At 72.1% G+C, this 21080-nt stretch carries 25 protein-coding genes and 1 pseudogene; 10 read left to right on the forward strand and 16 right to left on the reverse strand.

The window, feature by feature from the left end; genetic code table 11:
- The first annotated feature begins 68 nt into the window (after window positions 1-68).
- Window positions 69-344, forward strand: a complete 276-nt coding sequence (locus AC3IF1_RS06075; RefSeq protein WP_489216535.1) for a hypothetical protein — start codon at window positions 69-71, stop codon at window positions 342-344.
- Between the two features lie 100 nt (window positions 345-444).
- Here AC3IF1_RS06075 and AC3IF1_RS06080 read toward each other — a convergent pair whose 3' ends face one another.
- Complete coding sequence (locus tag AC3IF1_RS06080) at window positions 445-957, reverse strand: tRNA (cytidine(34)-2'-O)-methyltransferase (RefSeq protein WP_489216537.1); 513 nt, start codon at window positions 955-957, stop codon at window positions 445-447.
- A gap of 177 nt (window positions 958-1134) precedes the next feature.
- On the opposite strand from AC3IF1_RS06080, the gene AC3IF1_RS06085 reads away from it, so the two are divergent.
- Both AC3IF1_RS06085 and AC3IF1_RS06090 read left to right on the forward strand, forming a co-directional pair.
- The gene (locus AC3IF1_RS06085; RefSeq protein ID WP_489216539.1) at window positions 1135-1632 is read left to right on the forward strand and encodes a PRC-barrel domain-containing protein; all 498 of its coding nucleotides are present in this window, start codon (window positions 1135-1137) and stop codon (window positions 1630-1632) included.
- A gap of 95 nt (window positions 1633-1727) precedes the next feature.
- Window positions 1728-2309 (forward strand): SCO family protein, encoded by a 582-nt coding sequence (locus tag AC3IF1_RS06090; RefSeq protein WP_489216541.1) that lies wholly within the window; start codon window positions 1728-1730, stop codon window positions 2307-2309.
- Window positions 2310-2319: 10 nt separating this feature from the next.
- Here the strand turns inward: AC3IF1_RS06090 and AC3IF1_RS06095 are convergent, their stop codons facing one another.
- Window positions 2320-2958: a PilZ domain-containing protein gene (locus tag AC3IF1_RS06095; RefSeq protein WP_243973277.1), complete on the reverse strand. Its 639-nt coding sequence runs from the start codon at window positions 2956-2958 to the stop codon at window positions 2320-2322.
- 120 nt (window positions 2959-3078) lie between these two features.
- On the reverse strand, window positions 3079-3678 hold the full coding sequence (locus tag AC3IF1_RS06100) for a PAS domain-containing protein (protein ID WP_489216543.1): 600 nt from the start codon (window positions 3676-3678) through the stop codon (window positions 3079-3081).
- Window positions 3679-4034: 356 nt separating this feature from the next.
- Here AC3IF1_RS06100 and AC3IF1_RS06105 point away from each other — a divergent pair, with 356 nt between their 5' ends.
- The 3 genes from AC3IF1_RS06105 (at window position 4035) to AC3IF1_RS06115 (ending at window position 6115) form a co-directional block, all read left to right on the forward strand.
- Window positions 4035-4856 carry a rhomboid family intramembrane serine protease gene (locus AC3IF1_RS06105; protein WP_243973282.1) on the forward strand — a complete coding sequence of 274 codons (822 nt, stop codon included), beginning with the start codon at window positions 4035-4037 and terminating at the stop codon, window positions 4854-4856.
- A gap of 104 nt (window positions 4857-4960) precedes the next feature.
- Complete coding sequence (locus AC3IF1_RS06110; protein WP_243973284.1) at window positions 4961-5392, forward strand: CBS domain-containing protein; 432 nt, start codon at window positions 4961-4963, stop codon at window positions 5390-5392.
- A 294-nt stretch (window positions 5393-5686) separates the two neighbouring features.
- On the forward strand, window positions 5687-6115 hold the full coding sequence (locus AC3IF1_RS06115) for a PaaI family thioesterase (protein WP_489216546.1): 429 nt from the start codon (window positions 5687-5689) through the stop codon (window positions 6113-6115).
- 7 nt (window positions 6116-6122) lie between these two features.
- Here AC3IF1_RS06115 and AC3IF1_RS06120 read toward each other — a convergent pair whose 3' ends face one another.
- The 9 genes from AC3IF1_RS06120 to AC3IF1_RS06160 all read right to left on the reverse strand — a co-directional run bounded on the left by AC3IF1_RS06120 (window position 6123) and on the right by AC3IF1_RS06160 (window position 16436).
- A complete protein-coding gene (locus AC3IF1_RS06120; protein WP_489216548.1) occupies window positions 6123-6743 on the reverse strand; it encodes a riboflavin synthase in 621 nt (206 codons plus the stop codon).
- A gap of 3 nt (window positions 6744-6746) precedes the next feature.
- Complete coding sequence (ribD, locus tag AC3IF1_RS06125) at window positions 6747-7856, reverse strand: bifunctional diaminohydroxyphosphoribosylaminopyrimidine deaminase/5-amino-6-(5-phosphoribosylamino)uracil reductase RibD (RefSeq protein WP_489216549.1); 1110 nt, start codon at window positions 7854-7856, stop codon at window positions 6747-6749.
- Entirely contained in the window at window positions 7853-8392 is a 540-nt protein-coding gene (gene nrdR / locus AC3IF1_RS06130) for a transcriptional regulator NrdR (RefSeq protein WP_489216551.1), read from the reverse strand. The genes ribD and nrdR overlap by 4 nt, the downstream gene beginning before the upstream one ends.
- A gap of 105 nt (window positions 8393-8497) precedes the next feature.
- A complete protein-coding gene (gene glyA, locus AC3IF1_RS06135) occupies window positions 8498-9802 on the reverse strand; it encodes a serine hydroxymethyltransferase (protein WP_243973299.1) in 1305 nt (434 codons plus the stop codon).
- Between the two features lie 169 nt (window positions 9803-9971).
- Complete coding sequence (locus AC3IF1_RS06140) at window positions 9972-10289, reverse strand: cupin domain-containing protein (RefSeq protein ID WP_489216554.1); 318 nt, start codon at window positions 10287-10289, stop codon at window positions 9972-9974.
- A gap of 76 nt (window positions 10290-10365) precedes the next feature.
- On the reverse strand, window positions 10366-11166 hold the full coding sequence (locus tag AC3IF1_RS06145) for a DUF937 domain-containing protein (RefSeq protein WP_489216556.1): 801 nt from the start codon (window positions 11164-11166) through the stop codon (window positions 10366-10368).
- Between the two features lie 121 nt (window positions 11167-11287).
- Window positions 11288-12712 carry an MATE family efflux transporter gene (locus tag AC3IF1_RS06150; RefSeq protein ID WP_489216558.1) on the reverse strand — a complete coding sequence of 475 codons (1425 nt, stop codon included), beginning with the start codon at window positions 12710-12712 and terminating at the stop codon, window positions 11288-11290.
- Between the two features lie 8 nt (window positions 12713-12720).
- Window positions 12721-14697: a monovalent cation:proton antiporter-2 (CPA2) family protein gene (locus AC3IF1_RS06155; protein WP_489216560.1), complete on the reverse strand. Its 1977-nt coding sequence runs from the start codon at window positions 14695-14697 to the stop codon at window positions 12721-12723.
- A 122-nt stretch (window positions 14698-14819) separates the two neighbouring features.
- Complete coding sequence (locus AC3IF1_RS06160; protein WP_489216562.1) at window positions 14820-16436, reverse strand: glucosamine inositolphosphorylceramide transferase family protein; 1617 nt, start codon at window positions 16434-16436, stop codon at window positions 14820-14822.
- Between the two features lie 341 nt (window positions 16437-16777).
- Between AC3IF1_RS06160 and AC3IF1_RS06165 the strand changes: the two genes are divergently transcribed.
- Window positions 16778-17071 carry a hypothetical protein gene (locus AC3IF1_RS06165; protein ID WP_489216564.1) on the forward strand — a complete coding sequence of 98 codons (294 nt, stop codon included), beginning with the start codon at window positions 16778-16780 and terminating at the stop codon, window positions 17069-17071.
- A 47-nt stretch (window positions 17072-17118) separates the two neighbouring features.
- On the opposite strand, the gene AC3IF1_RS06170 is transcribed toward AC3IF1_RS06165, so the two are convergent.
- Window positions 17119-17541, reverse strand: a complete 423-nt coding sequence (locus AC3IF1_RS06170) for an RT0821/Lpp0805 family surface protein (RefSeq protein WP_489216566.1) — start codon at window positions 17539-17541, stop codon at window positions 17119-17121.
- A gap of 160 nt (window positions 17542-17701) precedes the next feature.
- Here AC3IF1_RS06170 and pdxH point away from each other — a divergent pair, with 160 nt between their 5' ends.
- Complete coding sequence (pdxH, locus tag AC3IF1_RS06175) at window positions 17702-18325, forward strand: pyridoxamine 5'-phosphate oxidase (protein ID WP_489216568.1); 624 nt, start codon at window positions 17702-17704, stop codon at window positions 18323-18325.
- Between the two features lie 59 nt (window positions 18326-18384).
- Here pdxH and AC3IF1_RS06180 read toward each other — a convergent pair whose 3' ends face one another.
- Window positions 18385-19077, reverse strand: a complete 693-nt coding sequence (locus tag AC3IF1_RS06180) for a 50S ribosomal protein L25/general stress protein Ctc (protein WP_243973314.1) — start codon at window positions 19075-19077, stop codon at window positions 18385-18387.
- A gap of 162 nt (window positions 19078-19239) precedes the next feature.
- Window positions 19240-19683 (reverse strand): hypothetical protein, encoded by a 444-nt coding sequence (locus tag AC3IF1_RS06185; protein ID WP_489216570.1) that lies wholly within the window; start codon window positions 19681-19683, stop codon window positions 19240-19242.
- Window positions 19684-19763: 80 nt separating this feature from the next.
- Between AC3IF1_RS06185 and AC3IF1_RS06190 the strand changes: the two genes are divergently transcribed.
- Both AC3IF1_RS06190 and AC3IF1_RS06195 read left to right on the forward strand, forming a co-directional pair.
- On the forward strand, window positions 19764-20039 hold the full coding sequence (locus AC3IF1_RS06190) for a type II toxin-antitoxin system ParD family antitoxin (RefSeq protein WP_489216572.1): 276 nt from the start codon (window positions 19764-19766) through the stop codon (window positions 20037-20039).
- Window positions 20029-20166, forward strand: a pseudogene (locus tag AC3IF1_RS06195) (type II toxin-antitoxin system RelE/ParE family toxin); the annotation flags it as partial. The gene AC3IF1_RS06190 and the pseudogene AC3IF1_RS06195, both read left to right, overlap by 11 nt.
- 19 nt (window positions 20167-20185) lie before the next feature.
- On the opposite strand, the gene AC3IF1_RS06200 reads toward AC3IF1_RS06195, so the two are convergent.
- Window positions 20186-21079 (reverse strand): ABC transporter permease, encoded by an 894-nt coding sequence (locus AC3IF1_RS06200; RefSeq protein ID WP_489216574.1) that lies wholly within the window; start codon window positions 21077-21079, stop codon window positions 20186-20188.
- Window position 21080: the final 1 nt, after the last annotated feature.

Consider the following 21080-nt stretch of genomic DNA (forward strand, 5'->3'; position numbering starts at 1 on the left):
CAATTGCAACGCGATCGGCCGCGGTTCAAGGAGGGCCCCGACATAGGGGAGATCTCCGGAGGAGTCCCGTGGACCCGCTCAAGGCCGCCGCCGCGACGGCCGTCTGCCTCGCCCTGTTCTGGCTGGCCTTCCGGCTGACCCGGCGGCTGGTCGATCTCGTCATCGCCGGGGGCTACGCGGAGGAGCGGCGGCGGCTCGCGGAGGAGGCCGCTCAGGAGGCGGCCATCCGCACCACGGCGGCGCACTCGGCGGCGAACCAGGACCCGTCGTCCGCCGCCGGGATCGGCGTGCCGAACGCCGTGACCTCCTCGATCAAGGGGGGGCAGGGCGCCCCGGCGGAGTAGGGGCGGTCGAGCCGCGCCTCCGGCTCGGGCGCCCGCGGCTCGAGCGCGGCCCGCACCGGCGCGCGGGCTCCGCCCGGGCGGTGCGGGCCAGACTGCCTTATCAATCCGAAAACGAACCGCTTGAAGGGCGCCCGGGCGGGCCCTCGATCTCCGGTCGCAATAGCTCCGCCGTCTGCCGCAGGGCCTCCCCGGCGATCATCGCGGCCGCCACCGCGACGTTGAGGGAGCGCAGGCCCGGCCGGATCGGCACCACCACCCGGGCGTCGGCGGCGGCATGCACCGCCTCCGGCACGCCGGCGGATTCGCGCCCGACCATCAGGCAATCGTCCGGGCGGAAGGCGAAATCCGTGTAGGGCAGGGCGCCCGCCGTGGTGGCGAGCACGAGCCGGATGCCGGCCCCGGCCCGCCACGCCTCGAAGGCCGCGAAGGCGCGGTGCCGGGTGATCGCCACGTGGTCGAGATAGTCGAGGCCGGAGCGGCGCAGGTGCCGGTCCGAGACGTCGAAGCCCGCGGGCTCCACGATCTCCACGGCGAGGCCGAGGCAAGCGGCCATGCGCAGCATCGTGCCGGTGTTCTGGGGGATGTCGGGCTGGTAGAGGGCGAGGCGGAGCATGGGTCCGCCTTGTGGGGATTGGGCGCCGCACCGTCAAAGGCCCGCGGCGGCAACGCTCAGCCGGCAAAGCGGCCGGCGATCCGCCGAACGCGCCGCCGATCCGCGGAACTTAAGCCCCGCCAGAACCTTAAGGCGGCGCCACCCTTGTTCGCGGCCCTTCCCGAAAGACCTGATCCGATGCGCACCCCGCTCCTCGCCTCGGCCCTGCTGCTGGCCGGCCTCGCCACCGCCTCGGCCCAGAATGCCGGAACGAACGCGGACAGCGCCGCGGCGCCGGTGCCCGGCCAGCCCGCCACCATGGCCGACAACCTGCGCCCGACCTTCGTGGCCCAGACCCCCGACGACATGGTCGCCAGCAAGCTCATCGGCACGAGCGTGGTGAACGGCGCCGCCGAGACGATCGGGCAGATCGCCGACATCGTCCTAGATCAGAAGGGCGCGGTGAAGTCCTGGATCATCGGGGTCGGCGGCTTCCTGGGGCTCGGCTCGAAATACGTGGCCGTCGACCCCTCCGTGCTGAAGCTCGACCGCACCGACGGCAAGAGCCTGCAGGCGCGCATCGACACGACCAAGGATCAGCTCCGGGCCGCGCCGGAATACATCTACCTCGGCAAGGAGCCGCCGAAGGGGGCCTCCCCCGCCAGCCCCGCGGGCGAGCCGGCGCCGAAGCCCTGACGGGCCAGATCTGAGGGCCGGCGACATCCGGCCGGCTTGCCTCCGTGCGCGATTCTGTGCTGTGCCAGCCTCCGCCCGGAGGTCGGAACCGTCCCATGCGTCGCGCCCTCGTCCCGCTCCTCGCCTTCTGCCTCGGCCTCGTCGGCATCACCGGGGCCGCGGTGTTCGCGTTCATGCCTGAGCGGGCTCCGGTGGGCGTGCCCGGCGTCGGCGGTCCGTTCACCCTGGTCGATCAGGACGGCCGCACCGTCACCGAGCGCGATTTCGCCGGGGCGACGCACCTGGTGTTCTTCGGCTTTACCCATTGCCCGGACGTGTGCCCAACGACCCTGCAGCAGGTCTCGGATGTGCTCGCCGCCCTGGGTCCCAAGGCCGCGCACATGCGGGTGGCCTTCGTCACGGTCGACCCCGAGCGCGACGACCCGGCTAGCCTGAAGACCTATCTGTCGAGCTTCGATCCGCGCATCACCGGGCTCACCGGCAGCCCCGAGCAGGTCGCCGCCACCGAGAAGGCGTACCGCGCCTATGCCCGCAAGGTCCCCGGCAAGGAGGGCGACTACACGATGGAGCACACCGCCATCGTGTACGTGATGGATGCGCAGAACCGCTTCCTCGGCGCCCTGGATCTCGCGCGCCCGGCCGAGGACACGGCGGCGCAGCTCGCCAAGAAGATCTGAGCGGCGGCCTCTACAGCGTCATCCCGGCATGGAAGCGGTCGGGGGAGAGCGGCAGCAGGAACTGCACGCCGAACCCGCCCTCGAAGTAGCGCACCAACCGCCCCGGCGTGCTGCCCACGGTCACGGCGGTCCCCAGGGGCAGCGACAACGGGCAGGCGATCGCGACGCCCGACATGGAGATGTCGATGAGCCGGGCCTTGATCTCCTGGGTGCCGTCAACGCGCAGGACCACCGCCGGCTGGGTCGGCACGAGGCGCTCGTGGGACCGCCCCTCCGGCAGGCCCAGCATCTCCCGGTTGGCGAGCCAGGTGAGCTGGGAGGCGAGCTTGTCGCGCTTGCGCGGGGTGGCGTTGAGCTGGACCGCGAACCCGTCCGCGCAGGTGCGGGCGATCACGCCCTCGATCCGGCCGATATATTCCAGATAGAGCACGACCCGTTCGCCGACCTCGCCCCGCACCGCGCAGGCGAGGCGCACGCCGCCCGGCGACATGTCCACCGTCCGGCAGGGATATTCGCGCCGGTCCGCCAGCATGTAGCGGCCGAGCACGGCGATCCGCACGCGCTGGTGGCGGCGCTCGTCCGAGGCGCCCCGCGCCGGATCAGGCACTCCGCGCAGTTCCGCTCCGGCGGTGAGGTCGACCGCGATCATCCCGGGATTGGTCCTCCGCCGCGATCTTCGAAGCTACAGACTAGACCGGGACTGTTACGAAACCCTTTTTCCCTTTCAGCGTTATAGTCTTCCCATTGACGTCGGCACCGACCGGAGATCTCACCCCCTGCCGCCGGCGTGGACGAGGAGATGGCCGCGGCGCACGGGCCCCGGGTAGCTGGCGCCCGACCGGATGGCCGGGCGCGGCGGCGGCGCGGCCTCCGGCCGGCGGCTGGGCAGAATGCGCAGGGAGGTGGTTTCCGCCTCCACCAGCGGGCGCAGGCCGATCCAGGGCGGCGCGCCATCGAGGCTGAGGGCGCCGAGCGCCCGGACCTGCGTGCGGCCGCGGTGGCGCAGGGGCAGGAGCAGGAGTTCGAGGTCGGCCGTCTCGCCGGCCCCGTTGGTGCCGCGCAGGCCGGCCACGACGCCGAGGGTGTCGCTGGCCACGATCTCGACGATCCGCCAGGGATCGGCCGCCTGCGCGCCCCACAGCTGGGTGAAGGATTGCCCCTTCAACTCGCGGCCGTACAGGGCGCAGACCCGCGTCCCCGCGAGCCGGACCGTGGCCGAGCAGGCGGACATGTCGAGTTCCAGGATCAGGCTGTCGGCCAGAAGGTGCCGGATCTCCCCCGGCTCGATCTCTGCGCGCTCCGGCGCGGCGCGATCTCCGCGCAGACGCTCCCAGTAAGCATGGAGCATGCGGCTGGTGGGATGCTTCATCGGTGTCCCGACTCTAAACGCCTCTGGTTCATCCCTGGATCGTTCTGGCACATCCGCGAGGCTGTCGCCGACCGTTCCGGGCACTCACGGCGTCCGGGCGCACGCCCCGTGCCGGCCGGGTGCGTCGGCCGTACCGCTTCGGACCCGGTGAGACAATCGCGACGCCCTGCCGTCGCGGGTGACCGGCGCGGGGGCGGCCGCCCGCTGGAACCGATCACCCGCGCGGGCGATCAGACCTGAGCACGTCTCTACAAGTCTCCGGAACTAGCCAAGGCGGGCGCGGCAGGATGCATCCGCCGGATTCAATACGTCGCCGGGGCTTGCCCACCCGCCCCGCGCCCCGACATGGTGCCGCGATGGATGCCTCCCCCGAATTCCCGCGGCAGAGCCGCGTCCCCGTATTCAACATGCCGGGGGTGGTGACGCTCTCGATCGGCGTGCTCATGGCGATCCAGGCCGTGCGCGAGTTCCTGCTGCCGGAGACCTGGGACATCCGCCTCGTCCTGGACCTCGCCCTGGTCCCGGCCCGCTGGACGCTGTGGTTCGATCCCGGTCAGGCCTCGGAGGTGATTCGCGCGGCCGCCGATGCGGGTGATCCCGGGCTGCAGGCGGCCCGCGAGGCGTTCGCCCGCTACATCGTCGGCGAGCACGCGTTCCAGCCCTGGAGCCTGGTCACCTACGCTCTGCTGCACGGCTCGTGGATGCACGTGATCTTCAACAGCGTGTGGCTCGCCGCCTTCGGTTCACCGGTGGCCCGCCGCTGCGGAGCCTGGCGGTACGGGCTGATCGCGCTTGCCGGAACCGCGGCCGGCGGCCTGCTGCACCTGCTGATTGATCCCCTGAGTGCCGGGCCGCTGGTCGGCGCCTCGGCGGGGATCTCGGCCCTGATGGCGGCCGCCGCCCGCTTCGTGTTCCAGCCGCCGGTCTCCGGCTATGGCGGTCCGCCCTGGCAATTGCCGCCGCGCCGCCCCGTCGAGCCGATCCCCGAACTCCTGCGCAACCGGACGGCGGTCTCGTTCCTGGCGATCTGGCTGGTCACCAACCTGCTGTTCGGCCTCGTCAGCGTTCCGCTGGTGGGCGAGAGCGCCTCCGTCGCCTGGGACGCGCATCTCGGCGGCTTCATCGTGGGCTTCCTGATGTTCCCCCTGCTCGACCCGCGGGAGGCGCCACGCACCTGAGCACCTTGCCAACCGATCGGAACGGCCACACACTCGCCATAATGTGAAGGAGCCGGGGTCTACCCGGCCGACAGCGCACCGAACGCATCGCAAGGGAGAGAGCCATGACCGTCGCACGCATCCTCGCCGAGAAGGGCAGCTCCGTCGTCACCGTGAGCCCCGACAGGACCCTCGAGGAGGTCATCCAGATCCTCGCCGACCGGCGCATCGGGGCCCTGGTTGTGGCCCATGCCGACGGGTCGGTGGCCGGCATCATCTCGGAGCGGGACATCATGCGGGCGCTTGCCCGGCACGGGGGCTCGGCCTTCGACGCGCCCGTCTCCGCCCACATGACCAGCGCCGTCACGACCTGCGGAAAGAGCACGACGATCGAGGAGGTGATGGGCCTGATGACGGACGGCCGTTTCCGCCACGTGCCGATCTGCGAGGATGGGCATCTGATCGGCCTCGTATCGATCGGCGACGTGGTCGCGCGCAAGATCGCCACCGTCGAGGCCGAGCACCAGGCGCTGCGCGACTACATCACGATGGCGTAGGGCGTTCGCGGCCGGGTAGCCGCGGGGAGAGACGCGGCGCTGATTCCCTTTGCCGAGGGGTGGACGAGGTTCACACGGTGCTTCCGGACGGGAGCGGCGACCGGTGCCAGGGGCGTCTTCCTCCCCCCGCGCAGGGGCGGAGGGAAGGCGCGGCGCAGCGCCGAGGAGATTTCTCTTCGCAGCGGCAACGAACCTTCGCGCGATCTCTGAATCCGCTAGCCCCTATGGGGCGCGGAAAGGCGATCGTCCTTCAACCCTGTGGCGACCGCCGCCGCCCCCGTGCTGCAAGGCTCCATGACCGCCACGACCCTGAATCTCGCGGAGACCAATGCGTTCCTCGACCGGGAATTCCCGCAGATGCAGGCGGGCGGCCGCGCCTACCATCTCGAGGCGGTGGGTCCGTTGACGGCGCGGATGCGGCTGGAGGCGCAGGCGCGCTTCCTCCGCCCCGGCGGGACGGTCTCGGGTCCGGCCATGATGGCGCTCGCCGATTACGCCCTCTACGCGGCGATCCTCGCCAATACCGGTCCGGTGGCCCTCGCCGTGACCACGAGCCTGAGCTTCAACTTCCTGCGCAAGCCCGGCCCGGGCGACCTCCTGGCGGAGTGCCGCCTGCTCAAGCTCGGCCGCCGGCTCGCCGTGGGCGAGGTGCTGATCACCGCCGCGGGCAGCGCCGATCTCGCCTGTCACGCCACGGGGACCTACTCGATCCCGCCGCGCTGAGGCCAGTTCAGGCCCGCGCCTCGGCGAGCCGGGCGGCGTAGCGGGCGATCAGGTCGACCTCCAGGTTGAGCCGGTCGCCCTCCTGGCGCTCGCCCCAGGTGGTGACCTGGAGGGTGTGCGGGATCAGCAGGACCGTGAACCGGTCGCCGGTGACGCCGTTCACGGTGAGCGAGGTGCCGTCGAGGCAGACCGAGCCCTTCTCGGCGATGAACTTCGCCAGAGCCGCCGGCGCCCGCAGGGTGAAGCGCTCGCTGGCGCCCCAGGCATCCGCGGTGACGCTCTCCCGCGCCACGATCTCGGCGAGGCCGTCGACATGGCCGGTGACGAGGTGGCCGTCGAGTTCGTCGCCGATCCTCAGGGAGCGCTCGAGGTTGATCCGCGTGCCCCTGGCCCAGGTGCCGACCGTGGTCCGCATCAGCGTCTCGGCGGCGGCGTCCACCGCGAAGACGCAGCCGCCCTCGGCCGGCTCCACCGATACCGCCGTGAGGCACGGGCCCGCGCAGGCGATGGAGGCGCCCAGCGCGATCGTGGCCGGATCGTAGGGGGCGCGGATCGCGACCCGGCGCAGGTCGCCCTCACCCGCGACCGAGACCACCGTGCCGACGGCGCTGACGAGACCGGTGAACATCGCTCAACTCCTGGTGCGCTCGTAGGTCACGGCCGTGTCGGGGCCGAGCCGCAGGGACTCGATCTCGCGGAACCCGCTCTCCGCCAGGGCAGCGGTCAGGGCGGGTCCCAGAGCCGGCAGGCCGCCGGCCGGGCCCAACTCCGCCGGTCCCGTGACCAGCGTGCAGGCCTCGATCAGATCGGCGCGCGCCAGCGCCTCCGCAAGGCGGGGGCCACCCTCGCTGCACAGACGGGTCAGGCCGCGCGCGCCGAGATGCGCGAGCGCGGCCGGCAGGTCGATCCCGCCGGCCGCGTCCGCCGCGACGGTGGCGACCGCGACGCCCAGCGCCTCCAGGGCGCGTCGGGCATGGGCGGGGGCTGAGCGGGTGGCGAGCACCAGGGTCGGCGTGTCGCGGGCGGTCCGGGCGAGGACGCTCGCCGGCGAGAGCCGCAGATGCGTGTCGAGGACGATCCGCAGGGGCGAGCGCCCGGCGAGCCCGGGAAGCCGCACGGTCAGCGACGGATCGTCGGCCCGGGCGGTGCCGATGCCGATCAGGATCGCGTCGGCATGGGCCCGCCAGAGATGCACCGCCCCGTCCGCCACCGGGCCGGTGATCCGCAGGCGCTCGGGGCCGGCGGCGGCGCAGAAACCGTCCCGGGTGCGGGCGAGCTTGAGGTGTACGGCCGGCCGGCCCCGCGTCACCCGGGTGATATGGCCGATATGGTCGCGCGCCGCTTCGTCCCGCAGCAGACCCGTCTCGACCGCCACGCCGGCCTGGCGCAGGCGCGCATGGCCGCGCCCCGCCACCCGCGGGTCCGGATCCTCCACGGCGCTGACCACCCGAGCGATCCCGGCGGCCAGGATCGCGTCGGTGCAGGGCGGCGTGCGGCCGTGATGCGAGCAGGGCTCCAGGGTGACGTAGAGGGTCGCGCCCCGGGCGGCGTCCCCCGCGGCGGCGAGCGCCAGGGGTTCCCCGTGCGGGCGCCCGCCCGGCGCCGTCGCCCCCGTCCCGAGGATGCGGCCGGTCCCCGGCTCGACCACGACGGCGCCCACCGAGGGGTTCGGCCACGTGGTGCCCAGACCCCGCCGGCCCAGCGCCAGGGCGAGGCGCATGAAGGTCGCATCGTCGCTCATGGGCGGGCGGCGCGGCGGCGGCCCGGGGCCCGGGGCTCCGGCGCGATCTCAGGGTCCGCGTCCGGCGCGGCCTCCGGCGGCAGGGTGCCGTCGCCCAGGGTGCCGAGCAGGGCCTCGAAATCCTTGGCCTCGCGGAAATTCTTGTAGACCGAGGCGAAGCGCACGTAGGCGACGTCGTCGAGACCTTTCAGCCCCGCCATCACCAATTCGCCGATCGCCTCGGAGGTCACCTCCGGCTCGCCGGCGCTCTCGAGCTGCCGGGTGATGCCGCTGACCAAGCGCTCGATCCGCTCCGGCTCGACCGCGCGCTTCCGGAGCGCCACGTCGATGGAGCGCTGGAGCTTGTCCCGGTCGAAGGGCACGCGCTTGCCCGAACGCTTGAGCACCACGACCTCGCGCAGCTGCACCCGCTCGAAGGTGGTGAAGCGGCCGGCGCAGTCCGGGCAGACCCGGCGGCGCCGGATCGCGGCGCCGTCCTCGGAGGGCCGCGAGTCCTTCACCTGCGTCTCGGAACCGCCGCAATAGGGACACCGCATGGGTTTCGTACTCGGCGCATGGAAACGGCCGCGGACCCGTCAGGACCGCGGCCGTTTCCTAATCCACACGTCCGCGGGCCGGAAGGCCGCCCCGCGTCGGATTCCTCAGCCGTAGATCGGGAACCGATCGGTGAGGGCGTGGACGCGGCTCTTCACCGAGGCCTCGACCTCCGGATCGCCGGCCTCGCCCTTGGCCACGAGACCGTCCAGCACCTCGACGATGAAGCCGCCGATCTGCTTGAACTCGGCGACGCCGAAGCCGCGGGAGGTGCCGGCCGGGGTGCCCAGGCGGATGCCCGAGGTGATGGTCGGCTTCTGGGTGTCGAACGGCACGCCGTTCTTGTTGCAGGTGATGTCCGCCCGGGACAGGGCCGCCTCGGCGGCCTTGCCGGTCAGACCCTTCCGCTGCAGATCGACCAGCATCAGGTGGTTGTCGGTGCCGCCCGAAGTGATGTCGTAGCCCCCCGTCATCAGGGTGTCGGCGAGCGCCTTGGCGTTCTCCACCACCTGGCGGGCGTAGATCTTGAACTCGGGCTTGAGCGCCTCGCCGAAGGCCACGGCCTTGCCGGCGATGACATGCATCAGCGGGCCGCCCTGGATGCCGGGGAAGATCGCCGAGTTGAACTTCTTGGCCAGCGCCTCGTCGTTCGTGAGGATCATGCCGCCGCGCGGTCCGCGGAGCGTCTTGTGGGTCGTGGTGGTGACGACGTGGGCGTGCGGGAACGGCGACGGGTGCACCCCGGCCGCGATCAGCCCGGCGAAGTGGGCGGCGTCGACCATGAAGTACGCGCCGACCGAGTCGGCGATCTCGCGGAACTTGGCGAAGTCCCAGTGGCGCGGGTACCCCGAGCCGCCAGCGATGATCACCTTGGGCTTATGCTCCTGCGCGAGCTGGGCGACCTGCTCCATGTCGATCCGCTGGTCGTCCCGGCGCACCGTGTAGGAGACCGGCTTGAACCACTTGCCCGAGACGTTCGGCGGCGCGCCGTGCGTCAGGTGGCCGCCGGCCGCGAGGTCGAGGCCCAGGAAGGTATCGCCGGGCTGCATCAGGGCCAGGAACACGCCCTGGTTGGCCTGGGAGCCGGAATTCGGCTGCACATTGGCGAAGCCGCAATCGAACAGGCGCTTGGCGCGCTCGATGGCGAGATCCTCGGCGATGTCCACGAACTGGCAGCCGCCGTAGTAGCGCCGGCCCGGATAGCCTTCGGCGTACTTGTTGGTCAGCACCGAGCCCTGAGCCTCCAGCACGGCGCGGGAGACGATGTTCTCCGACGCGATCAGCTCGATCTCGTGCTGCTGGCGGCCGAGCTCCTTGGCCACCGCCTCGGCGATCTCGGGATCGGCCTCCGTCAGGGGGGCGGCGAAGAAGCTGTTGGAGAAGTGCTTATCGGCGGCGGTACCGGCGCTCATGATCTGCCTCTGTTCTAGTAGGGGCGATGCCCGGCCTTTCGTCGGCGTGCACGGGCGGGCGTTCGAACGGGGATTTCTACACGCGGGAGCCCCCGAAACCAAGCACAGGCATTTTGGCCGTGCGCAAAGAATAATTTGCCGCAGATCAGCGTCAGGTCAGGTCGCGGTCTCAGCCCTGCCCGGAGAGATTGGTCTCGATCAGCACCGTCTCGGCCTCGAAGACGGCCGCGTGCCAGGCCCCGGCCGGGAAGTGGAACACGCTGCCGGCGGAGAACGGCCCGCGGCCCTGCTCGGTCTCCAGGATCCCCGAGCCCGAGAGGACCTGCACGAACTGCTCGTGATCGTGGCTGTGGCGCGGCGCCGCGGTGCCCGCCGGCACCACCACGCGCACGAGGCTCGCGCCGGCGCCGGGGATCGTGCGCTTGGCGACGCCATTCCCGGCGACGCTCTCGTCACGGTCGGTCCAGGCGGTCAGGTGGTCGGTCATCGCGCGCATCTCCTCTGCGACGGGAGATGCGTCGCGGATCCTCCGCGTCAACGGATGTCCGGTGCCCGACCCCGTGTCACGCCGTCCCGCCGGGGGGGCGCCCGCGCCGGTTCTTGGCGGCGGCCGCGTCGGAGACTGTGGGATCGGGCGGCGACGGGGCGCGGGCCGGGGCGGCGTTGCCCTGCGGCGCCCCCTGGGGCGGCGTGCCGGCGGAGGGCCAGAACGTCTCGAACAGGTCCTGCATCGCCCGGATGTTGTTGCCCTGAACCTCGGCCCCGGTGCGCAGCATCTGCTGCAGCATGTCGGAGCCGGCCTCGCCCGCCTTCGCGTCCGCCGCCTTCGCGCCTGACGGCTTGGGGGCCGATTTCGGGGCGGCCTTCGGCGCCTGGGCCGGGGGCATGAACGCCTTGGCCATCTCGGCCCAGGCCGGCCCGAACGGGAAGGGCGCCGGCGGGGGCGGCGCGCTCGCCCGGGCCTGGGCCGGCTCGCCCTGCGGCTGGTTCAGCATCACGTGGACGATGCTGGCCACCACGGCGCCGGCCATCATCGGCAGCATCTGGCGCAGCACCTGCGCGCCGACGCCGCTCGTGGCCGAGGCCTGCCGCAGCACCCCCTGCAGCAACTGGGCCGAGCCGAACATCTGGCTGAGGGCATCGAGCCCCTGCGGGGCCGCGGGCCGGGCCGCCTCGGGGAGGCCGAACATCCGCCCGAAGCTGTTCGGGTCCATGCCGACGCTGCGCTGGAGCCCGAGGGTCAGGGCCGGCATCAACGCCTCGAACGCGCGCGCCGTCTGCTCGGTCGTCAGGCCGAATGGCTGGCCCAGAGCCTGGAACCCGGCTTCGCCCTGGGTCTGGAACATCTCGAGCGGGTTGAACATGACGCCTCGATCCTGCCGCAGCCGGACCGGCCGGGGCGCAGCATCGTGACCCGTTGTGCGGGGAAATACCAGTTCTGACCCGCAGAACTTGTGTTCATTCCAGCGCGGTCCGGCCGCAGCCTCAGCCCACCGGCCCCGGATGGACGTAGCCGGCCGGCAGGGCCGTGGCCCGCAGCGACGCCCCCGGAGCGCCCAGCCGCGGGCCGGCGCCCTCCAGCCGGTCGACGGTCCGGCGGGCGAGCAGGAGGCCGAGCACCCCGAAGACCAGCGAGCCGAGCCCCATGCCGGCCACCACGCCCCGGGGGCCGTAGAGCGCCGCGCCGAGCAACCCGGGCGGGACGGTGCCGAGCGTCGCCCGCCCCCAGTTCAGCAGCGTCGAGCGCAGGGGGAAGCCGAGGTTGTTGAACGCGGCGTTGCCCAGGAACAGGAGCCCGTTGAAGAACCAGATCGCGCCCCCGGCGAGGCAGAAGAAGCCGAACAGTTCGGCCGCGACCCCGTGCAGGCCGAATAGGGCGGCGAGCGGTGCGCGGGCGAGCGCCAGGGTCAGCCAGACCAGGGCCACGTAGGCGAGCGTCACGCCGACCGCGGCGCGGAGCACGCCGCGCATCCGGTCGAACCGGCCCGCCCCCCAGTTCTGCGCCAGGATCGGCCCGATCGCCCCCGACAGGGCGAACAGGCCGCAGAAGGCCACCGGAGTCAGGCGGTCGATCACCGAGGCCGCGGCGATGGCGTCGGTCCCGTAGCCGGCAAAGAGGCGCGCCAGGAAGGCGCTCGCCGCCGACGGCGCGAGGTTGGTGAGGATCGCCGGTCCGGCGACCCCCGACAGGGCGGCGGCGTCGGCCCGCAGGTCGGCGGGGCGGGGGAGGCCGAGGAGCCCATGCCGGGCGATCCCACGCAGGCCCACCGCCACGAAGGTCGCCCGCGCCACGCAGACCGTGATCGCCGCGCCCTCCACGCCGAGGCCCGCCGCGAAGATCAGCAGCGGATCGAGGATCGTCGTCACCAGGGCGCCGCCCAGCGTGACCAGCATCGCCTGACGCGCCGCCCCGACCGCGCGCAGCAGCCCCGTGGACAGCATCCCGGCGGCCAGCAGCAGGTTCGACGGCAGGGTGATGTCGAGGAACAGTTCAGCCACGCGCAGGGCTTCCCCGCGGGCGCCGATCAGGGTCAGCAGCGGCGTGGCGAGGAGCGCGATCAGGATTGCGATGACGGCGGCGCCGAGGCAGCCCAGCGTCAGCGCCGAGGTCGCGTAGCGGCGCGCCGCCGCCGGGTCGTGCGCGCCCACCGCCTTCCCGACCAGGGCCCCGGCGGCGATCATCAGGCCGATATTCACCGCGGTGGCGAAGAACTGCACGATCCCGGCGAAGCCGACCGCCGCGGTCAGGTTCGGGTCGCCGAGCCGCGAGACGTAGAGCAACGACAGCAGGTCGACGGCGAAGATCGCCACCAGCCCCACCGAGCCGGTGGCCGCCATCACCACGACGTGCCGGAGGATCGATCCGGTGACGAAGCGGCCCGTCTCCGCCGGGGGCGGCCCGTCAGACATCGGTGCCGTCACGCATCCCGGCCGCTGCCTTCCGCCTCGAGTTCCGCCTCCGGATCGCCCTCCGTCTCCGCGGCATCGGCGTCCTGCGGGGCGAGCGCCGGCTTCTCCAGCAGGCGCTCGGCCGCCTCGCGCCGGTCGCTGCCCACGAGGTCGCGGGTCTCGATGCTGAGCGCCCGGGCCGGCCGGACCGGGACGGTCAGCGGCTCGGGCTTCAGTCCCGCCGCGGCCCCGCGCATCCAGCCGGCGCCGTCCGGCAGGGCGCCGGCCTGCTGCAGGACGAGGCGGGCGATGTCGCGCTTGCGCACGTCCTCGGCCCGGGCGGAGGCCGCCTCCGGCGACAGGCCGAGGCCCTCGAGCGCAGCACGCCCGAAGGCGAGGGCGGATTCGGCGGTCTCGCGGACCTGGTAGTCCACATCCCGGTTCATCAGCTCGACCGCGTGCAGGCGGTCGTAGGCGCGCACGAAGGTGCGCACGCTGGAAAATTCCTCGTGCACGATGTCGACGATCTTGAGGGCGCCCTCCCGGTCGTCGACGCAGATGCAGACCAGCTCGACCCGGCCGATTCCGGCGGCGCGCAGCACGTCGAGGCGCGTGCCGTCGCCGTAATAGATGCGGAAGCCGAAGCGGGAGGCCGCGCGGAGCTGCTCCACGTCCTTGTCGATGACGGTGACCGGGATGCCCTCGGCCATCAGCACCTGCGTCAGCACCTGCCCGAACCGCCCGAAGCCGATCACCAGGACCCGGGCGTCGCCGCTCTCGGTGAGTTCCGTGGACGGCTCCTCCCGATCGACCGGCCCCTGGGCGCTGCGCCGCTCGATCAGCTTGTCGAGGCCCTTGGCGGCGATCGGCCCGATCAGCATGGTCAGCGCGGCGAGCGCCACCGCGAAGCGCGTCGCCGTGGCCCCGGTGAGGCCGAGATCCTCGGCCTGCGGCAGCAGCACGAAGGCGAACTCGCCGGCCGGCGCCAGCACGGCCGCGCCCCGGAGCGCCCCGAGCGTGTCCGAGCCGAACAGCCGGAACAGGCCGGCGACCAGGGCGACCTTGACCAGGATGGCGCCCAGCGTCGCACCGAACAGGACCGGCCAGACCTCGCGCACGAGAGTGCCGTCGATCGACATGCCGACGCTCATGAAGAACAGACCGAGCAGCATCCCGCGGAACGGCTCGATGTCGGCCTCGAGCTGGTGGCGGAAATTCGACTCGGCGAGGAGGATGCCGGCGAGGAACGCCCCCATGGCCATCGACAGGCCGACCTGCTCCATCAGCAGCGCGGTGCCGAGCACCACCAGCAGCGCCGCCGCGGTCATGACCTCGCGGGCGCCGCTGGCCGCGAGCAGCCGGAAGAACGGGTTCAGGCCGTAGCGGCCGACCAGCACCACCGCCAGGATCGCCGCGAGCGCCTTCCCGGTGGAGATGGCCGCCTCGCCCAGCCAGGATCCGTCGGTTCCCCCGCCCGCGGAGGCGAGGAGCGGCATCAGGGCCAGGATGCCCACCACCGAGAGATCCTGGAACAGCAGGACCGCGAAGGCCCGGCCGCCATAGGCGCTGCCGAGGTCGCCCCGCTCCTCCAGGAGCTGCAGAGCCACCGCGGTGGCCGAGAGCGCCAGCGCGAGGCCGATCACCGCGGCCGCGCCGGGCTTGAGGCCCGCCAGCACGCCGGCCCCGCCCAGCACCAGCGCGCAGACCACGAGCTGCGCCGTCCCGAGGCCGAAGATGTCGCGGCGCATCGAGACGAGCTGCGACAGGTGCAGCTCCAGCCCGACGATGAACAGCAGGAGCACCACGCCGATCTCGGCGACGCTGGCGGCGGTGTCGGGCTCGGCGATCAGCGACAGGCCGGAGGGCCCGATCAGCACGCCGGCCACGAGATAGCCGAGCACGGCGCTCTGGCCGATCAGCCGGAAGATCGGGACGCCGATCACCGCGGCCGACAGGAAGGTCAGGACGGGCGGCAGGAAGCTCGCATGTTCGACGGGGCTCGCCATGAAGATCCTCCCGGCGGTTCTTCCAAGGGGCGCGCACGTGCCGCCCCCGCTTAGCGCGGGCGGCGCCGGGATGCGAGCCGTGGGTGCGTGCCGTTCGGCACAAGCGGGCGACGGGTGGGGGATTACGCCAGCAGGCGCGGCCGGGCCCGGCGCGATCCGTCGATGAACTCGAAGCCCCCGGCCGCGCTCAGCATGTGCAGGCGGGAGCCCGGCCAGGCGGCGCCGGGCCCGAGGCGCGTCTCGACCCGCTGGGCATAGCCGCCCTCGTCGAGGCGCAGGATCCGGGCCAGGCCCAGCGCCGCCCCGTAGCCGCCGCGGCAATCCTGCACCGGCCGGATCAGGGCACCGTCCCGGGCCACCACCGGCCCGGCGGCGCGGGCCGAGCCGACATCGATCAGCACCGGGTTGCACCGGTGCGGCGTCCAGGGTCCGCGGAAATGCGGGGCGTGCCAGAGATGCAGGGTATCGGAATAGCTGCCGCCGCCGGCCCGGACGGTGGCGAACAGCCACCAGCGGCCGCCGTGGCGGAGCAGGGTCGCGTCGCTCGCCACGACGCCGTCCACCAGCACGGCCTCGTGGACCCAGCCCCGCGGGAAATCCGTGGCCCGGTACAGATCGATCGTCCCCGAGGCGTGGGATTCCGGGATCATCCAGACCTGCCCGTCCGCCTCGAACACGAACGGATAGGAGAGGTGGGTCTCGAGTTCGAGGACCGGCTCCGGACGGCCCCGCGGGCCGCCGGCCTCGAAGCGTACCGCCGAGATCACGCCCTTGCCGCGCCGATAGTCGAACTCCTCGACGAACAGCGTCACGGCCCCGTCCCGGGCGATGGCGAAGGGGTCGGCGTAGAAGCGGCGCCCGTCGTCGGGCAGATCGATCCAGCCCCCCTCCGGATGGCGGCGCAGGTCGATCAGGTCGGGGCCGACCACCCGGCGCCAGCCCACCCGCCACTGCGTGCTGTGGAAGCACAGGGCGTAGAGGCGGCGGGCGATCAGCCGGGCGAGCCCCCCGGCGGCGCGCCGGCCGGCGCCGAGGCCGTCGAGGTCGAAGGGCCTGCCCGGCTGCAGCGGCGCCTCGGCGCCGTCGGGGAGCGTCGGCGATCCGGCCCCGTCGAGGGCGGCGGCGATCAGGGTGATCGTCCGCGCGAGGTAATCCTCGAAGGCGGCGAGCATCACGGTGTGGGATTCCGCGCCGAGGCGGCCCACGGCCACCGGCGCGGCGTCCGGTCCGCGCAGGGCCGCCACCGGCGCCCGCCGGGCGAACAGGGCGGTGAGCAGGCCCGCTTCCCCTGGTACCCCGTCGAAATCCAGCCGCCAGACCGGCGCGGCATTCGGCGCGCGGGCCGGCGCCGCGGACGCCCCCGAGAGGTCGAGGACGATCTCCGGGCCATCGCCGTCGTCGCTGGGGCCGGTCTCGTAGGGCGCGAGGGCGACCGGCTCGGCCGCGGTGGCCAGGCCCGGGCGGGGCAACCCGTGGATCGCCGCCTCCAGCCGGAACAGCAACTCCGCGTTCGCGGGCAGGCCGCCGGCATCCGTGATCCAGGAGACCCGGACACGCCGGTCGGGCCGCTGCCCGATCTGGTCGAGGAGGCGGATATGCCAGCCGCGGAGGGAGCGGCGGTCGAGCCGCACGGTGACCGACCGCACGACGGTGTCCCGCCCGTCCGCATGAATGTCCGGTCGGGCCGGTGCCCGGCCGCCCGCCGGAGGCCGGTCCGCACCGCCGATCGCCCGCTCCATCAGTCGGACAGCCTCGCGCCGGGCCTATCGGATTCCGTCACGAGGCTCACGGCGAGGGTCCTGAAAGCGCCCTCGGACGACCGTCAATACGGTCGATGCGGGCTCGGAAGCTGTTGCTCGGCGGCACGATCAAGCAAGACCGGCCCGTTGTCCACCGGCATAAGCGGGCGATGCGGAGCGATTTCGGCAGGCGTCATCAAAAATTGATCCCGTTCATCCGAGATCGTAGATCTCTGTCGTACCACCGTGCGACCGTGGCGCGCGGCCGGTACGGGGCACGCCGGGGAACCCCACGTTCTGCAGAGCCGTTTGCCCGTGAAGAGGGTGTGTGGAGACAGGACATGACGCGCAAGACGCTGACGATACCGCTGGCGGCGGTGCTCCTCGTCGCCATTCCTGGCGCGGCCTTCGCGTTCGGCGGCGGTGGTGGCGGTGACAGCGGCAGCGGGCTCTCGCCCTACGCGGCCCTCAGCGGCAACGATCGCTCGGCCGGGGTCAACAACGGCAATTACCGCGACCCGGCCCTCGACCCTTACATCCGGGCTTACGATCCGGAAGCCGCCGCGCGCTACGTCGCCCCGCCGGCAGCCCAGCCGCGCCTGCGGATGCGGCCGTATTACGGGTATCCCTACTGATCCCCTGAAACGCCGGACCCCGATCAGGGTCCGGTCACGGGCTGTCGTCAGGAGCGTTCGGATCCCGTCACGGTCCGGACGCGCTTGAGCGCCCAGGCGCCGCCGGAGGGCTTGCAGCCGGTGCCGCGGACGAAGCGGCTGCGCTGCGGCCCGATCACGGATGCGAGGAAGTTGCGGCAGATGAGGTCCTCGGCGACGTAGGGCAGGCCGGTCGGATTGACGGTGCCGTGCAGGCCGGTCTCGGGATTGTCCCATTTCACCGGGCGTCCGTTGCCCTGCGGATCGAGGGCGACCGTCAGAGCCGCCCGGGCCCGCCGCCAATCCTCCTCGGCGAGGTCGCTCCCGAAGCTCAGCGGCCGTTTCTCGATGCTGCCCGTCACGAGGGGCTCTTCGGCGACGCGGGCCTGTGCCTCGCCCTCGCCGTGGAAGACGAGCAGCGGCTGGCTGCAGCCACCCACGGCCAGCAGCATCGACAGGGCCGCTCCGGGCGCGCAGAGGCGCCACCGCCCGCTCGGCTCTTTACACGCGCATCGCCGCATTACACCTGACTCACGACGGGCTTTCCGCTCGACCGAACACGCCGATGTCGGAGCCCCCTCAGGCCCTGGACGCGGCAGCAGGAGTCTTGGCGTGGATCAGTTAAGGACCGATGACCCGCACGGCGCGGACTTCACCCGGAGCGACGATCCCGTCGCGCTGTTCGCCGCGTGGATGAGGGAGGCTGAGGCCGCCGAGCCCGAGGATCCGAACGCCATGGCGCTCGCCACCGCCGGGTCGGACGGGCTGCCCGACGTGCGGGTGGTGCTCCTGAAGGCCTTCGATGCGCAGGGCTTCGTGTTCTACACCAACACGCAATCCGCCAAGGGCCAGGAACTGGCGCAGAACCCGAAGGCCGCCCTGGTGCTGCACTGGAAGAGTCTGCGGCGGCAGGTGCGCGCCCGGGGCGCGGTCGCGCCGGTGACGCCGGAGGAGGCCGACGCCTATTTCGCGAGCCGCCACCGGGAGAGCCGGCTGGGCGCCATCGCCAGCCAGCAATCCCGCCCGCTCGCCGACCGCGCCACCCTGATGGGCGCGGTGGCGGAACTCTCCGAGCGCTACGGCGACGGGCCGATCCCCCGGCCCGCGCACTGGACCGGCTTCCGCATCGCACCGGTGAGCGTCGAGTTCTGGCAGAACGGCGATTTCCGCCTCCACGACCGGGTCCGCTTCACCCGGACCGGTGACGGCTGGAGCCGCGCGCGCCTCTATCCCTGAAACGAAGAGAGCCCCGGCTGGGCCGGGGCTCTCGGTGTGCAGACAGGGCGCGAGGCGGCTCAGGCCTCCTCGCCGTCCTTCTTCTCGCCCTCGGCGTCCTCGGCTTCGGCCTCGGCCTTCTCCTCGGCGGCCTCGGCCGACTGCGCCTCGGCGATGGCGGCTTCCTCGGCCTCCACCTCGGCGCCGAGCACGGTCGGCGGCACGATGTTGGCCACCGGGTCGGTCGGCTCGCCCGTGTGGGTGCCGGCCGGGATCTTGAGGTCGGAGACGTGGATCACGTCGCCGATCTCGCGGCCGGTGAGGTCGACCTCGATCGCGTCCGGGATCTGGTCCGGGGCGACGTCGAGGGTCAGGGTGTGGGCGACGATGTTGAGGGTGCCGCCGAGCTTCTTGATGCCGGGGGCTTCGTCCTCGTTGATGAAGTGCACCGGCACCTCGACGGTGACGGTCTGGCCGGAGACGACGCGCAGGAAGTCGACGTGCAGCGGGACGCCGGAGACCGGGTCGAGCTGGAAGTCGCGCGGGATCGCCCGGACGGTCTTGCCGCCGGCCTTGATCTCGAACAGCGTGGTCTTGAAGCCGCCGGCATAGATCAGCGTGCGGGCACGCACGAGGTCGATGGCGATGGATTGCGGCGGCTGGCCGCCTCCGTACACGACGGCGGGAACTTGACCCTGGCGACGAACGGCCCGGGCGGCCCCCTTGCCGACCCGGTCGCGTGCCACGGCCTCAAGCGTCTTGACTGCGCTCATGGCGTGATCCTTCAGATGATGACGAGATCCGGAAAACGAAAAAGCCGCCCGACGCGGACGGCTGTGACCTTCCCGGTGCGCCCCTGCCTCCAAGGGTGTCGGAGGGCGCGCCGTGCGCATACACCGATGGGGGTGGGTTGGCAACGTTTGGGTGGGGCCGCGCTACGCGGTTGCGAGGCCCCGCCGGAAGATGATGCGGATCGCCTCGTCCCGTGTCGGTTGCTCCGGCCTGGACAAGCGCCACGCATCGATCGCGCTCAGCACATCCCCGGGAATTGCGGTCGCGCCGGTCGGCGGGGTCGCATCTCCCGCCGGGGCGGCCGCGGTCACGCCGAGCTTTTGCAGGGAAAAGAACGATTCGCCCTCCGGCGTCAGGATCAGGGTGGCGGCAACGCTCTCCCTGGCAGCCAATCGATCGACCCCGTCGTGCGCCTCGCGCAAATCCAGGCCGAAGGTCACCAGCGCCCGCACAAGGCTGACCGGATGCTCGATCGCGCCTGGCGCCCACAGAACGAGATCAACGGGGATACCGGAAGGGCGGCGGTCGCCGGCCTCGTTGCGGTCCTGCCCCCGTCGTTCGAGCGCCTCCTTCAATGACGATCGCATCGACTTAGGCTCCTGATCAGCCCGTCAAAGTATGATAAAGTCATACGCGTGTTCAGCAAGGGCCATGGGAAGCTTGATTGATGCGCGCAAGCAAGCCCGTGACGGTGACCCTCGGCGAATTGCAGGAGGGGGTCGACGCCCGCGTGAGATCCGGCCGTTATGCCAGCGTCAGTGAGGTGCTGCGGGCCGGTCTGCGAGCGCTCGACCGCGAGGAGGCGGCGTTGGATATCGTCCTTCGACAGAAGGTGCAGGAGGCACTGGACGATCCTCGGCCGGCTATTCCCGCCGATGAGGTGTTCGCCGAGCTGCGCGCCCACCACGCCGGGCGGATGAAAGCTGCCAAGCGTGGCGCGTAGCGTCCATTTTCATCCGCTGGCGCGTACGGATCTCTTGGACATCTACGCCTACATCGAGAGCAGGTCTGGCCCAGAGCGCGCTGGAGATTTTATCGACCGGGTCGAACGGCTCTGCAGGAACTTGGCCGTATCCAAGCCCAAGACCTCTACGGCCGTGGCCCCGCCAGCGCCCGCCGGGCCCGGCGCCGTTGCAGCCACACGGTCAGGCCGAGCGCGGTGCCGATCACCAGGGCGGAGAACGCCGTCGTGGTGGTGCCGAGCGCGTAGATCTCCGGCGTCGTCACCGTGGTGGTCAGGCCCTGCAGCTCCAGGGGCAGGGTGTTGCGGCCGCCGATCGCCTGGCTGGTGCGGGCGAGTTCGTCGAAGGACAGGGTGAAGCCGAACAGGGCGACGCCGACCAGGGCGGGCGCCAGGATCGGCACCACCACGTGCCGGAGCGTCTGCGCCCCGGTGGCGCCGAGGTCGCGGGCGGCCTCCTCGTAGGCCGGGCTGAACCGGTTGAACACCGCGAACATGATCAGCAGCCCGAACGGCAGCGTCCAGGTGAGATGCGCCCCCAGCGCCGACGTGAAGAGGCCCATGACGGTGCCGTGGTCCTGCAGGACACCCCAGCCGGTGGCCTCCGCCAGCGCCTTGACCGCATCGTCGAGGAGCCGGAATTCCAGCCCGATCCCGAGCGAGACAACGATCGAGGGCACGATCAGGCTCGACACCGCCAGGGCGAAGACCAAGCCGGCGCCGGCAAACCCCTTGCGGAAGGCGAGGCCCGCATAGAACGCGAGGGCGACGGTGAGCGCCATCACCACCAGCCCGAGCAGCAGCGAGCGCCGGAGCGCCGCCCAGATGTCGACGACGCCGACCCCCTCCCACAGCTTGGCGAACCAGTGCGTCGAGACCCCGTTCATCGGGAAGGTCAGGCCGCCGGACGGGCCCTGGAAGCTGAGCGCCAGGATCGTCAGCGTCGGCCCGTACAGGAACAGGACGTAGAGGAAGAAAATCCCGGCGAGCCCGTAGAAGGCGAAGCCGCGGGGGCGGTCCATC

Source organism: Methylobacterium sp. E-012 (genome assembly GCF_057836545.1).